The sequence below is a fragment of the Psychrobacter sp. H27 genome (genome assembly GCF_059072655.1).
In genome coordinates, this window is the sequence record NZ_JCACRX010000001.1 from 909273 (window position 1) to 923545 (window position 14273).

At 43.6% G+C, this 14273-nt stretch carries 12 protein-coding genes; 2 read left to right on the forward strand and 10 right to left on the reverse strand.

Translation table 11 applies throughout. The annotated features are described in order from the left end of the window. Nucleotides 1-144 precede the first annotated feature (144 nt). Together AC5JPY_RS03555 and uvrB are read right to left on the reverse strand one after the other, a co-directional pair. Nucleotides 145-1197 carry a pyridoxal phosphate-dependent aminotransferase gene (locus AC5JPY_RS03555; protein ID WP_493852138.1) on the reverse strand — a complete coding sequence of 351 codons (1053 nt, stop codon included), beginning with the start codon at nt 1195-1197 and terminating at the stop codon, nt 145-147. 229 nt (nt 1198-1426) lie between these two features. Next, complete coding sequence (uvrB, locus tag AC5JPY_RS03560) at nt 1427-3538, reverse strand: excinuclease ABC subunit UvrB (RefSeq protein ID WP_319050591.1); 2112 nt, start codon at nt 3536-3538, stop codon at nt 1427-1429. A gap of 458 nt (nt 3539-3996) precedes the next feature. Here uvrB and dps point away from each other — a divergent pair, with 458 nt between their 5' ends. Beyond that, nucleotides 3997-4479 (forward strand): DNA starvation/stationary phase protection protein Dps, encoded by a 483-nt coding sequence (dps, locus tag AC5JPY_RS03565; protein WP_319050592.1) that lies wholly within the window; start codon nt 3997-3999, stop codon nt 4477-4479. 138 nt (nt 4480-4617) lie between these two features. Here dps and AC5JPY_RS03570 read toward each other — a convergent pair whose 3' ends face one another. The 5 genes from AC5JPY_RS03570 to AC5JPY_RS03590 form a co-directional block, all read right to left on the reverse strand. Then, nucleotides 4618-5175, reverse strand: coding sequence for a DUF2059 domain-containing protein (locus AC5JPY_RS03570; protein ID WP_493852139.1), 558 nt, complete (start codon nt 5173-5175; stop codon nt 4618-4620). A gap of 31 nt (nt 5176-5206) precedes the next feature. Then, nucleotides 5207-6301: a cation diffusion facilitator family transporter gene (locus tag AC5JPY_RS03575; protein WP_493852140.1), complete on the reverse strand. Its 1095-nt coding sequence runs from the start codon at nt 6299-6301 to the stop codon at nt 5207-5209. A 184-nt stretch (nt 6302-6485) separates the two neighbouring features. Next, nucleotides 6486-7037: an acyl-CoA thioesterase gene (locus tag AC5JPY_RS03580; protein WP_443526156.1), complete on the reverse strand. Its 552-nt coding sequence runs from the start codon at nt 7035-7037 to the stop codon at nt 6486-6488. Nucleotides 7038-7221: 184 nt separating this feature from the next. After that, nucleotides 7222-7632, reverse strand: coding sequence for a DUF2177 family protein (locus AC5JPY_RS03585; RefSeq protein ID WP_319050595.1), 411 nt, complete (start codon nt 7630-7632; stop codon nt 7222-7224). A gap of 29 nt (nt 7633-7661) precedes the next feature. Beyond that, a complete protein-coding gene (locus AC5JPY_RS03590) occupies nt 7662-8549 on the reverse strand; it encodes a LysR family transcriptional regulator (protein WP_443526155.1) in 888 nt (295 codons plus the stop codon). Between the two features lie 108 nt (nt 8550-8657). On the opposite strand from AC5JPY_RS03590, the gene AC5JPY_RS03595 reads away from it, so the two are divergent. Next, the gene (locus AC5JPY_RS03595) at nt 8658-9830 is read left to right on the forward strand and encodes an MFS transporter (protein WP_443526153.1); all 1173 of its coding nucleotides are present in this window, start codon (nt 8658-8660) and stop codon (nt 9828-9830) included. 75 nt (nt 9831-9905) lie between these two features. On the opposite strand, the gene AC5JPY_RS03600 is transcribed toward AC5JPY_RS03595, so the two are convergent. The 3 genes from AC5JPY_RS03600 to AC5JPY_RS03610 all read right to left on the reverse strand — a co-directional run bounded on the left by AC5JPY_RS03600 (nt 9906) and on the right by AC5JPY_RS03610 (nt 14273). After that, the gene (locus tag AC5JPY_RS03600; protein ID WP_443526151.1) at nt 9906-11360 is read right to left on the reverse strand and encodes a class I SAM-dependent methyltransferase; all 1455 of its coding nucleotides are present in this window, start codon (nt 11358-11360) and stop codon (nt 9906-9908) included. A 129-nt stretch (nt 11361-11489) separates the two neighbouring features. Further along, nucleotides 11490-12509 carry a DUF1365 domain-containing protein gene (locus tag AC5JPY_RS03605; protein WP_443526149.1) on the reverse strand — a complete coding sequence of 340 codons (1020 nt, stop codon included), beginning with the start codon at nt 12507-12509 and terminating at the stop codon, nt 11490-11492. Nucleotides 12510-12569: 60 nt separating this feature from the next. Further along, entirely contained in the window at nt 12570-14273 is a 1704-nt protein-coding gene (locus tag AC5JPY_RS03610) for an NAD(P)/FAD-dependent oxidoreductase (protein ID WP_443526147.1), read from the reverse strand.

Consider the following 14273-nt stretch of genomic DNA (forward strand, 5'->3'; position numbering starts at 1 on the left):
AATATGTAAAACTGCGTTTGATGTTGGTAAAAACCCGCGGTCAATTTTGGTGTCGGAACATAGATGAATAGATATAAAGCAGAAAATGAAATTGCTCAGTGGCAACTTCCCTACTGCATTATCAAACTACCTTAACGAATCCAACTAAACCCAGCCTTTATCACGAAATGATTTGAGCACTTTTACAAATACTGCCATCTCATCAGGTCTGCCAAGCGTTAGCCGATTAAATCCAGTGATTGGCGCAAACTCCCGACCGACTGCGATACCATGATCTCGCATTCTATCGATGTAGGTTTGTACGTCTCCTTTTATCTCATGAAATATAAAGCTGGCTTGCGATGGCAGGTAGCGTAAGCCCAGCTCATCTAACGTCTGCTCAACTAACTTACGCGATTGGTTGGCCGTATGTAGACTCAATGACAAGAACGCATCATCATCGAGAGTCGCTAACGCAGCTACAGCGCCTGACAAGTTGGTATTATCAATCGAGATAAACGCCTCTAGTTTGGCTATCATTTGCGGGCTAGCCACTGCATAGCCGATACGCATGCCAGCGAGCGCACATAGTTTTGAGAAAGTACGCACAACAACCAGATTATCCGATTGCTGCTGGCTGAGCCAGCCAATACCACTCTCAAAGCTAGAGTCTATCACATACTCCGAATAAGCTTCGTCTAATAAAAAATAGTGATCGGCTGGCGCAGACCCTACCCAATTTTTTAATACTGCAGTATCGGTAATAGTCGCTGTTGGGTTATTTGGATTGCATAAATAAAATAAGCTAATACCGTCAAAGTCGTCAGCGACTTTTTGCATGTTTTGTAAGTCGAAATCGTAGTTTTCAGGGGTCAAAGGCACTTTTACCACGGGTATATCAATGGACGTTGCATATAGCTCAGCATAGGCAAAAGTTGGATGCGGCACGATGACTTGAAAGTTTTTACCTTCTATTAAGGACTTATTTTTTAGCATTTGGACAACGGTACGGATGTTCTCACTAGAGCCGCTGCCTAGTGAGATCTGGTTCTCTGCTACGCCGTTTATCTCAGCGACTTTGGTGGTCAGTGCTGCACGCTGATCGTCTGGATAACGAAAGCCGATATCTAAAGAGTCGATAACAGCTTTTTTGGCAGCCGCTGACATACCCAGTGAGTTTTCATTGGAGTTAAGTTCTATCAAATGGTTAATAAGCACAGTGAATGATACGCCTAGTTTATGACTATTCCAAAAATTCAGTCTTGGATGACAAGCTTATCTATAAAGCCTGGTACAAGTTTTGGAATGCGATGTGGATAGTAAGAATGGTGCGCATATGGTAAGTGTCATTAAAACGTATTACAAGCGCCCTACTATTGAAAAAGCCATAAAAAAGGTGAGGTACTCAATAAGCACGTCACCTTTTTTTGTTTATCAAACCAAACTATCAGATTAGATGTGCTTTTAACTCAAGCACTTTATCACGTGTTTTTGCTGCTTCTTCAAACTTCAAATCGCGCGACATTTGCTGCATCTGTTTCTCTAGACGTTTTATTTCTTTAGCAAGCAAATCAGGACTACGTAATATATTGATGTCGACATCTGGTAGGTTACTCTTAACAGGGATAGCCTGATTATCATTGGCATCCAAGCTTTCACCCGTATCAATCTTATCAGTAATACTGCGGCGAGCGCCTTTTGGCGTGATGTTATGCTCGACATTAAAGGCAATCTGCTTATCACGACGACGATCCGTCTCGTCTATCGCTTTTTGCATACTTGGCGTAATACGATCAGCATAAAGAATGGCTTTACCATTTAAATGACGTGCGGCACGACCAATCGTCTGAATAAGTGAACGCTCAGAACGCAAAAAACCTTCCTTATCAGCATCAAAGATCGCCACTAGCGACACCTCAGGCATATCCAAACCTTCACGTAATAAGTTGATACCGACCAACACATCATGCACGCCTGTGCGTAGCTCATGGATAATCTGCATACGCTCAACCGTATCAATATCCGAATGTAGATAAGCGACTTTTACGTCGTACTCTTTGAGGTAGCTGGTCAAATCCTCTGACATGCGCTTGGTCAGTGTGGTAATCAATACACGCTCGTCTTTTTCTCGGCGTTTAGTAATTTCTGATAGCACATCATCGACTTGCGTCAAGACGGGACGTATCTCAATCTCAGGATCGATCAGACCAGTTGGACGGACAACCTGCTCTACTACTTGCTCACTGTGTTCAAGCTCATATAATGCAGGCGTCGCACTGACATAAATCGTCTTAGGCTTGATACGCTCCCACTCTTCAAACTTCATCGGGCGATTGTTCATTGCACTTGGTAATCTAAAACCATAATTGACTAAGTTTTCTTTACGTGATCTATCGCCTTTGTACATCGCACCAATCTGAGAGACCGTGACATGTGATTCATCGAGGAACAACAAGGCATCTTCTGGAATATAATCAAACAACGTTGGCGGCGCCTCTCCTGATGGGCGACCAGAGAGATGCTGTGAGTAGTTTTCGATACCATTGCAGTAGCCCAGCTGCTGAATCATCTCAAGATCATACTGAGTACGCTCCTTTAGACGCTGGGCTTCAATCAGCTTGTTGTTATCACGGAAGTATTCTAGCCGTGGCTCTAGTTCCTCGCGGATGGTATGACTTGCTGCCTCTAGTTTATTTCGCGGAGTCACATAGTGCGATTTTGGATAAATCGTAATACGTGGCACGCTGCGTACTGTTTTCCCTGTTAAAGGATCAAACCACGTAATCTTCTCGACTTCGTTGTCAAATAAATGCACACGTACGGCTAGCTGCTCAGACTCAGCAGGATAAATGTCAAGCAGCTCACCACGTAGTCGATACGTACCACGACCGAAATCTAACTCGTTACGTGTGTACTGCATTTCTACCAAACGCTTGATAGTCGCCGTACGGTCTATGTTGTCGCCCACCACAACATGCAATAACATTTTTAGATAGCTCTCTGGGTCACCCAAACCGTAGATACAAGATACCGAGGCCACAATAATGGCATCACGGCGCTCTAAAAGTGCACGCGTAGCAGACAGACGCATCTGATCAATATGATCATTGATGGCACTGTCTTTTTCGATAAAAGTATCACTGGCAGCAACATAGGCTTCTGGCTGATAATAGTCGTAATAACTAACAAAGTACTCGACAGCATTGTTAGGGAAAAACGATTTAAACTCACCATATAGCTGAGCGGCTAGTGTTTTATTATGCGCCATAATAATGGTCGGGCGCTGCGTCTCAGAAATAACCTTTGCCATGGTATAGGTCTTACCAGAGCCGGTCACACCTAATAATAGCTGCTCATCCATATCAGAGTTAATACCGTTGACCAGTTTTTTTATGGCTTGCGGCTGATCACCTGCTGGCTCGAAATCAGTGACCATCTCAAAAGCACGACTCGATATTTGCGTCCCTGACGCATTGACACCAGTAATTTCAGCTTCACCTTGGAGCTGTGTGGCCAATTGGTTTAACTGACGCGATGAACGCGGTTCAGGCATTCGCATAATTGATTTCTTCTTATTAAAGTTTATAACAATATGGGGTTCAAACAGCGGATTTTAAAGGACAATAATGCCGCATATCTAAGGTTTATAAGTATTGGCTGATAAGGATTTTTATTAAGCAAAGCGCGAGTATGTAAAAGCGCTATTTACTGGACGAATAGCCTCAATAGTAGCGGATAAATATTGCATCGTTATAAAAAACGCACACAGCCTCTGATAAATTTACAAAGATTTTCACGGTTAACAAACCATTTACACGACCACTTAACAAAGCCTAACACTCAGGGGTTCCATCATAGATTTAAGCTGCTATTATCGATCATGAATTAACAAGCAAGTAGATGACACTTGATAAAATAACGAAGTTAATTGATCAAGTATCATCAAATAAGAACTAATAAAAATACATTGGATATTTAATTCAATATAATAATTTTAAACAAATAACGGAGTACAATATGAGAGAACGTTACGCAAGTGGAATTTCGGACGAGACTGCAAAGAAGATGATTGATCTGCTAAATGCAAACCTAGCAAACGTTATTGATTTAACTCTAGATGGTAAACAGTGCCATTGGAACCTACAAGGTACTGGGTTTATTGGTGTGCATCAGTTATTAGATGAAACATCAGATCGTATTCTTGAAGTGTCAGATACGATTGCTGAGCGCATTGTTATCCTAGGTGGTCAGCCGAATGGTCTAGCCAGCCGTGTGGCAAAAGAGTCTATCTTGGATGATTATCCAACTGATATTACTGAAGTGGACCAACACGTTCGTGAGCTAACTGGTCGTTATAAAAAAGTAGCAGAGACGTTAAGAGAAGCGATTGCTACTGCTGGTGATGCAGGCGATGAAGATACAGCTGATTTATTCACCGAAGCAAGCCGCATTGTTGATAAAGACGCATGGTTCATCGGTGCTAACGCGCCTAAGAAATAACTAGTTATAGACTACTAGACACTTAAAATTTATAGCCACAAAAAAAGCCATCGATATCGATGGCTTTTTTATGTTTTTAAGATTGCTTAACGACTGATTTATTGTATGTACAATCTTTTAACCTTATAGTGACCCGAACTACTTTTCAAGCTGGAGAGCTTTAATCTCTGCGACCATTTTCGGTACAGTGCTCTTCACTTTTTTCATAGTGGACTCCATAGCAATAGGCATCACTTTTTCCATATAATCGTTGAGCATAGCAGGTTGTTTGTCGATGATGCTTTGACCTATTTCACTACTATAGAAGGCTATCTGAGCGTCAACTTCTCTTTGGTCAAAGTGTTGTTTCGCTGTCTGCATATAGACGTTGATAATCTGCTTATTCATATCTCCTATTTGGCTACTATTTGTCATTTCTTTACTATACTTACTAACAATCTCATCGAAACGTTGGCGTTTTTCTTGGCTTATGTTATCACTAGATATCGAAGATAGTATTGACTGCGTGACCTGTTCTGCCATACCACTGCTATTAGAAATATCGTTCGCTCGCTCTACAACCTTGGTCACTTCTGCCAATCGTACTAAAGAACTGTCCGTTGGCACAGCTGCTTGTGTGGATAGCATAGGCATGAGTATCAGTCCCACGGCACTCAATGACATAGAAAATATGGTATTTCTTGAAAAAGCTTTCATATGATTATCACTTGATTGTTGTGGATTAAGTTTATAATGAAATATCTGATAAAGTCAAAAGATCAGCATTTGGCACCGATAGTGTCAAAATAGCTTCCTGAAATATAGGATTGGCTCGAAATAGGTTCTCAACCTCTTCGAATTTCTGTGCAATCTGCTCTTCTTTTTGGTTACCTTTGATATCTACAGCCGCAACCATAAACATTTTTTTGGGACCGACCCACTCTAGGTGTAGATATGACACACTATCGATATCTGGATGATTAAGTAGTTCGCCCAAGACGTACTCATGCATGCGTTCAGCAACTCGATGTCCTACCAAAAAGTCTCGGTTACGACTGATCAAAAAGATAGCGACCGCTCCCAGTAGCAAACCTACAATGATAGAGCCTAGCGCATCCCAATATGGCTCTCCTGTATAAGCATGCATACCCATCGCGGCAGCCGCAATCACCAAGCCAACAACAGCTGCCAAATCTTCAAAAAACACTCCGCGCAGCGTTGGGTTAGAGGTATCTACTACATAGCCAATCGCGCTGATATCTAATGCCTCTCCATGTTTTTTACTTTGTCTATAGGCCTGAATCAGTGAGAACCCTTCAAGCACAAATGCTACTGCTAGAACAATAAAAGCGACCGTATAATTGGTCTCAGACTCCGTAGCATTCCACTCTTTGATACCAGTATAGATAGAGACAATTGAACCTGCGGTAAATACACCAAACGCAGCAATCATCGACCAAACATAGGATTCTTTGCCATAGCCTAATGGATGGCTCTTATCTGCAGGTTTTATAGACTTTTTTTCTGCCACAATGAGTAATGTGCCGTTACCGGCATCTGCCCACGAATGAGCGGCTTCTGCAATCATCGAGGCAGAGCCTGTCATAAAAGCAGCAACTGATTTTGCAATTGCGATAATAAGATTGGCACCAACCGCAATCAATACCGTAACGAGTGAACCTGAATGCTCATCATTGATTTCAGAATAGTTGTTGGTATTAGAGTTTAGGCTGGTATCATCTGATACTTTTGGATGACTGGCACCGCGAGCACGAGAGGGCTGTGCTTTAGGAGAGGATGATAGATGACGCTGGGGATTAGCGATAGATGGTTTTAGGCTCATGCTGGACTCACTAAAGAACAGGTTGATACTGAACGTATTTACTATAGATGAATAAATTGGAATACACATCAGCTTAAAGTAAGCGCGCTACAATATCAGTGTCTTTTTAGTGAGTCGTTACACAGGGTAATGATGGCTAAATATTCAGAATTGAAAAGCTATTCGTTCTGTTTAGTTTCTTGTTTTATTTAGCCTCATTATCATGCTTATCGAATTTTTGGCTTATGCTCTCAAAGTCGCAGCTTGGGCGATGTGAGCTTTCCATACGTTGCTGTTTGCGCTCTTTTGCTGCGTCAGCTCGGCACTGCTGCATTTCGTTTTTTATATCGAGTGGCGGCGCAGGGGTTGGTTTACCATTATCATCGATAGCTACCATCGTAAAGTAACAACTGTTGGTATGGCGCACTGTACGAGCACGTACGTCTTCTGCCTCAACGCGAATACCTACTTCCATCGAAGTGTTACCTACATAGTTGACACTCGCTGCAAAAGTAACCAACTCACCCACATAAATAGGCTCACGGAACATCACTTGATCGACAGACAGTGTCACTACATAGTTCCCGCTATAGCGACTGGCACAGGCGTAAGCAACCTGATCAAGCATCTTGAGCAAGTCACCACCGTGTACATTACCGATGAAATTTGCCATATCAGGCGTCATCAATATCGACATATACAACTCGTGGTTTAGTGGGGCTTTTTTGGCAGTTGAGCTGGTATTGTATTGTGGCATAATATTCCTTAATGGGTTTGACATTTATTATGCCTACCATTTATACAGTAGGTCAGCCTATAGCACAAACAGCCCTCTGTCAGTAAACAGTCTAGGTTATGTAAATCACCGCTCTACAAGTAGAGCGATATGTCAGTACTATATATATACGACATCATAGAGAGCAAGACGATATACCTTAACCTTAGCTCAACCAATGAAAACGATAAGCAAGCCAAGCAACAATCGCACTGACGGAACCTGTCAAAACACCGCCCCACACAAAATCAACCAGCGCCGTATCTAATGTAAATCCTTTATAAAGTGCCAAGTTGGTAAAGTCATAGGTACCATAAGCCATCAAACCAATCAAACCGCCAAGTAAAAAGATATGACCAACTGATGCGCCTGCTTTAATTTGTGGATATAAAACCAATATACAAAGTGCCAGTATATAGAACATATAGAACACACCAGCAGCCATCATATTTGGCTCATCAGCCAAAAGATGACCAATGCGCGACTCATAAAAAGCGCCTTTCATGGTCGTCAACCAAACAGCGTCAACACCCAAGAAAATAACCACAGCGGCAAGATAGATAAAAACGTAGCCCATAATGATATCCCTTATCAAATGAATAAAAACTATAATGTCAGCCGCGGCTGAATGAAATCTAGAAATGCTAAAATACGCGACGATACAGCACTGTTTCTATAATAAACCGCCTGTATCGATTCGCGATTGTTCGGTCTGTCTACCGCCTCAGGCAGTACCTCAATCAGTCGCCCAGACTCTATGTCTTTGCCAATCATAAAATGAGACAACAGCGCGATGCCTTGATGCGCCAAGCATAGCTGCCGCAGGGTCTCGCCACTACTCGCGGTCATATGAAAACTAAGATCCACGGACGACGTCAATGGCCAACTCGCAAGCTTTGATGCGTCATTAAAACTGATCAATTTGTGATGGATCAAGTCTGCGACATCAGTGACTTGGTTATGGCGATATAAATATTCAGGACTGGCTACCAGACGCAGTTTACTTCTGCCTAGCATACGCGCGTGCAAGTTTGAGTCTTTTAAGTCACCGATTCTAATCGCAAGGTCAGTTTTGTACTCAAGTAAATCGATAATATTGTCATGCGATGTCAAATCAAGCGTAATATGCGGATACTGCTGCACAAACTCACCTACCAATGGCGTGAGTTGATGCAAAACAAACGGACTGGCTGCATCAATTCGTAAGTGTCCACTTGGCGCTTGCTTTAACAACTTAATCGCCTCTTCACCAGTATGCAGAGTATTTAAACTCTCACGTGCATATCGGATAAAGACAAGCCCTTCCTCTGTCAACTCTAAACGTCGCGTCGTTCTATTTAGCAGTGTGCATTGCAGCGTACCTTCGAGTCTGGACACAGCACGAGATACTTTAGCGACCTGCTGATTTAACAAGTTAGCAGCGCCAGTAAAACTGCCCGTATCCACTACCGTCAAAAATATCTCTATATCTTCTGTTCTAGCATGTCCTGTCATTACTGCTACCTTTACAAAACTGACAAAAGTATTTTGTCATTTGTGCTGTTTTTTGCAAACTATAAGTACGTCAAACTACGCACATCATTTAATGCTTAGGATGTCGTTATGCCACTCGCTTTATGGGCGCTCACGCTGAGCGCATTTGCAATCGGGACAACCGAATTTGTCATTGTTGGGTTAGTACCAACTATCGCAGCTGATCTAGGCGTCAGCTTGCCTTCTGCAGGGCTACTGGTCAGCTTATACGCGGTGGGCGTCGCTATTGGCGCGCCCATACTCACTGCACTCACTGGTCGCTGGAATCGCAAAATAGTGCTCATGAGCCTCATGGGTTTATTTGTCATCGGCAACTTGCTCGCTTGGCAAGCGCCCAGTTACGAGACGCTGATACTTGCACGTATATTGACCGGTCTGGCTCACGGCGTGTTTTTCTCCATTGGCTCTATGATCGCCACCAGTTTAGTGAGTAAAGAAAAAGAGGCCAGTGCGATTGCCATTATGTTTACCGGACTCACTGTTGCGCTAGTCACTGGTGTACCGCTCGGCACATGGATCGGTCAGCATTTTGGCTGGCGTGCCACGTTTTTGGTCGTCTCGGTACTGGGCGTCATCGCTTTGATTGGCAGCGCTTTACTGGTACCCAAAAACCTCAAACAATCCATTCCTGCAACATTTAAAGAACAACTGCAAGTCATCGTAAAACCACAATTGCTGCTGGTATACCTGATGACTATTCTTGGCTATGGTGGTACGTTTACAGCGTTTACTTACCTTGCCCCTATTTTGGAACAACAGACCAAATTTGCACCTTCTGCTGTTGCCCTCATCATGCTGGTATACGGTGTATCCGTTGCCATCGGCAATATTTGGGGCGGCAAACTTGCCGACAAACGTGGTCCTATTAGTGCGCTTAGTATAATATTTAGCGCACTTAGCATTGTCTTATTGCTGTTTACCTTTACGATGCAATCAAAAGTTGCAGCGGTGCTGACTATCTTAGTATGGGGTGCTTTTGCCTTTGGAAACGTGCCTGGTCTACAGATCTACGTCGTCAAACAAGCCGAAAAATACACACCAAATGCTGTCGATGTCGCCTCTGGGTTGAACATTGCTGCATTCAATATCGGTATCGCACTCGGCTCTATTATCGGCGGCAGCGTGGTCGAAAACTTGAGCTTGCAAGATACCGCTTGGATCGGTGCTGTTATCTCTTTGATGGCATTGGCAGTGACACGCTATTCGGGCGCCCTTGATAGACGGTCTGCACTAGCTTCCTAAGTCTGTCAGCACATCGGTCTCATACTCTACTGGTAGTATGAGACCGCACAAGCTTGGCGGCCAAATCTTATATACTTATACCGAGACTGTATCTGTCACACCTGCATCGTTAAATGTTCCTTCATTATCTGAGACCGTCCTGTTGTTCAAAACAGCAGCTGGCAAATCAGAAAAATGCAAGGTATCGATATTGTTTGGTTTTACTGCAGTGACCTGCACCACACCAATGGTGCGCTCCAAAAACCCACCTTCGCAGTAGCAGAAGTAAAACTCCCACAAGCGTATAAAGGCATCATCATAGCCAAGCGCTTGGATCTCTGTACGCTGTGCCAAAAACGCAGCACGCCAATCACGTAATGTATAAGCGTAGTCAAAGCCATAGTCGTGTAGTTGCTTGATGACCATGTCCGTCTGCTCAGTGAACTGAGTGGTCAGCTCTTGGTTAGAGAGCAGGCAGCCACCTGGGAAGATATGCGTCTGGATAAAATCGACCGAACCGATATAATCTTGGTAGTTTTGATCATTGAAAGTGATCGCTTGAAGTACCATAAGACCCGTTGGTTTAAGTAGGCTGTCACACTTAGCAAAAAACGTTGGCAAGTACTCATGCCCTACCGCTTCAATCATCTCAATACTGACCAGCTTGTCGTATTGTCCCGTCAGCTCGCGGTAGTCTTGCTTGAGTAGCGTGATCTTATCTGACAGACCTGCTGCCTCGACGCGCCGCTGTGCCTCATCGTACTGAGCATCAGATATAGTCGTGGTCGTCACATGACAGCCATAATGTTTGGCTGCATAGATAGCAAACCCACCCCAACCTGTGCCAATTTCAATCACATTGTCATCAGCGCTGAGCTGTAGGCGCTGGCATATGAGCGACAGCTTATGCTGCTGGGCATCACTGAGTGTCATGTCAGGCGTGGGATATACCGCCGATGAGTACATCATCGTATCATCCAAAAACCGCTGATACATGTCATTACCCAAATCATAATGCGCTAAAATATTAGACTTAGAACCCGATTTGTCGTTACTACGTAGCTGATGCTTGGCTTTTTCGAACGCCTTACTAATACCTGCAAAACGATTTTCAAGCTTGTTTAGCACGGCTAAGTTGCGAGCCGCCAAGCGAATCAAACCAGTCAAATCATCCGTATCCCATTCGCCATTGATATAGCTGTCCGCAAGCGCGATTGAGCCGCCTAACAATAGCTGGCGATATACGGCGCTATCATGAATTTTTAAGGTGACATGTAGCGGATGGCGACCCACTGCCGAGCTGCTTGCTGCATTGGACTCGACCTTGCCAAAACTGCTCGTCTTTGATTCTGGCTCAGCAAATGTTTCAATTAAAGTAAGACTGCCAAACTGAATATGCTGCAGTGCACGAAATATAAGTTTTCGAGCGACATTGTTTACGCCATCGCTTACTGGCTGTAGCACAGCGCTTTCATTGACGACTTTGCTCATGCGAGCGCTTAATTTCTCTAGTGTTGTGACTGGTGCTCTGTCGGTCGGTCGTGCTGACATCGTATGGTTGTCCTTGTCTAAGTGCTTTGTATTTTGGAATTGAGTATATAAAGGGTATGGCTACGTTTTAAGTTGATGCATCTTAAGATTTTGACTTTTGAGGTTATGGAGCGCTAATCCTCTAATCGTTCAGGCTTTTTTATGATGCGTACTTTTCTGCTGGCTGTCAGCTAGTTTTTCGTCATAATTGACGTAAGGTACTTTTTTGATCGCGTATAGCTTAAAAGCATGCCAATAGATACGTACTAAAGACGTGGTATTCATCAATGGATTTTTGCGCAAGCTATTACGCACAGAGCGATCTGTCATCGGTACGCCCGATATTTTTATACCCGTTTTTAGGACTTCGCCGCGCTCATCACTGATATTGATAGCGATACGAACCTGTAATCCAGTAGTTGATTGCTCATCTGCCATATCTGTACTGCTACGCTTAACTGTGACCTGCCAGCGATATAACTGATCAATAGGGTTGAAAGGTGACACGTGGAAGTTTTTATCATGACAGAACTCGGTGTCCTCCCCTTCTAACAAAAACCCATAGTAGTGACGCTTATCCCAGGGCGTATTGGAAACTTCAGCCAGCAAATGCGTCGGTGTCTGCTGCTCGTCAAACCCTAAGTAGAAATTGACTGGGCTAAAATACATACCTGCATTGCGGCAAACGAGTAATCCCAACATATCCCCTGTAGGTGTACTGCCTGCATGCTCCAAGAATGCTTGGCTCAAACGCTGCTCTAATGCTTGATCAGGCTGAATATTGTTATCTACCTTTTTATCGTCACTTAGGCTATTAGAATGTTGCAAATAGTCTTCAGGGCAGAACCGTTGTAGCGCCTTTGATTTTGCAGAAAACAAAGGCAATGCTTTTGCCAGTAATTGCTTTGGCAATATCGTACTCAAAGGTGATGTTCTGATAGTCTTATGATCGCTGAAGGCTGCTGTACTGATTTCAGGCAGCGCGTGACCTGCTGCCAGTGCGCTAATATTGACCCCCCAATAGCGATACGGATAAACAAACTTATTGATACTGGGTAGCAAGCGACTGTGCCATGTCGTACCCTCAAATAACTGATGCGGCACTATAGGACGCTTACGAGTTAGATCATGCGCGGGCATAGCATTAGCAGATTGAATGGGTGTGGCCATAGACAGTCTCATTTTTAACGTCATATTTTTATAACATACATTCTTTAAAATATCGTGATATTACTTGGCTTTACGGCGACCAAATAAACCACGTTTTTTAGGTTGGCTGCTACCCCCCGTCTCACTCTGTAGACGCGCAGCGTATTCAACCAGCTCTTGATTGGTGGTCGCAATAATCACCTGACGTTTATCTAGCTTGCGCTGTTTTGTGTCAGCCTTTACTGGCAGGTCTTTATAGCGAAACGGCGTATGTGTACTCGTAGCGTCAGGCAAGTGTGCTGGATCAACCTCATCTTTGATATCGATATCATAACCGAGTGCCTGACAGACACGTAGACCACTGCGTACGCCATCTTCGTGGAACCCATTGAACCAATAGGCACCGCAAAAATGAGTGTGCAAGCCGGCACCAGATATATTTGACCACTTGGTTTGTGCATCAACCATTGTGAGATCAAATACTGGGTGACTATAATCAATGCTTTTAATGATTTGTTTGTCATCTATATCATGGTTAAGCGTAACCAAATAATTATGCTTTTTGGTTAGACGTTGCAAGATATTCATATGGTAGGTCAGCACGGGCTTTGCAGGTGTTTTCGTATTTACGTCATTTTGTTTATCACCTGTTTTAGCACCTGAAATACTCTCATCTATCAGGTAATTCCAACTTGCCCATGCCAATGGCTTCTTGGGTAAAATACTGGTATCGGTATGTAGTACAGCGGTGTTTTTGGTGAAGCGGAAATGACTCAGCACCTCAGATTCATTGGTGCTGGCATCTTTCAAGATACTCAATGCCGTATCTGCATGACAGGCAAAGATAACTTCGTCAAATACAAGGTGTTCGGTATCGCTATCATCACCTTTGTTCTGGACAGTCAATAACACTTGCTCACCATCACGCGCCACAGACTGGACTGGGCTATTTACTCTCACTTTACCGCCCGACTTGATAAAACGTGGAATCAACTTATTGACGTATTGTTTTGAGCCACCCTTGATCGTAAACCACTGTGGACGATTGACCACATCGAGTAGACCATGATTGTCAAAGAACTGCGCAAAAAACACCAGCGGGAAATCTTGCACTTCATCCAAGCTGGTCGACCAAATAGCAGAGACCATCGGCAGCAGATAGTTATCAGTGAACAGCTTACCGTAGCTTTCTTGCGCTAGGTAGCCGCCAAGGGTTTGCGTGGTAAAACCGCTAACATCCTCTCCTTGTACGCGTGCATTATCATAGTCTTGACGCAACTGCTTGATATGGTTATTGAACTGTAATATATCTTTTATAAATTGCCAAAACTTTGGATTAAGGACGTTTTTGCGCTGTGATAATAAGGTATTTAACGTATGACCGTTGTATTCAAATCGACGCGCCGTGTTTTTTACCGAAAAGCTCATGTCCGTCGATTGAAACGGTACTTGTAGCTCGTGAAGTAAACGAAAGAAATTCGGATAGGTACGCTCATTAAAAACAATGAAACCGGTGTCTATTGCACTACTCTCTTCATTAGCGCTCTTTGCCTTTTTGCCATCCTGTAGTGCCACATCAATAGTATTTACATGCCCGCCGATATAATCGTTGGCTTCAAAAACGGTCACTTCATGCTGCATACCCAAGTAATGCGCACAAGTCAATCCTGATACCCCTGAGCCAATGATGGCAATACGTTTTTGCACGGGCTGACCGCCTGAATTTTTTATGTTGCTGTTATCGGTTTTTTGGCTGGTTGCACGCTTGGCGCGAATAAACGGCAT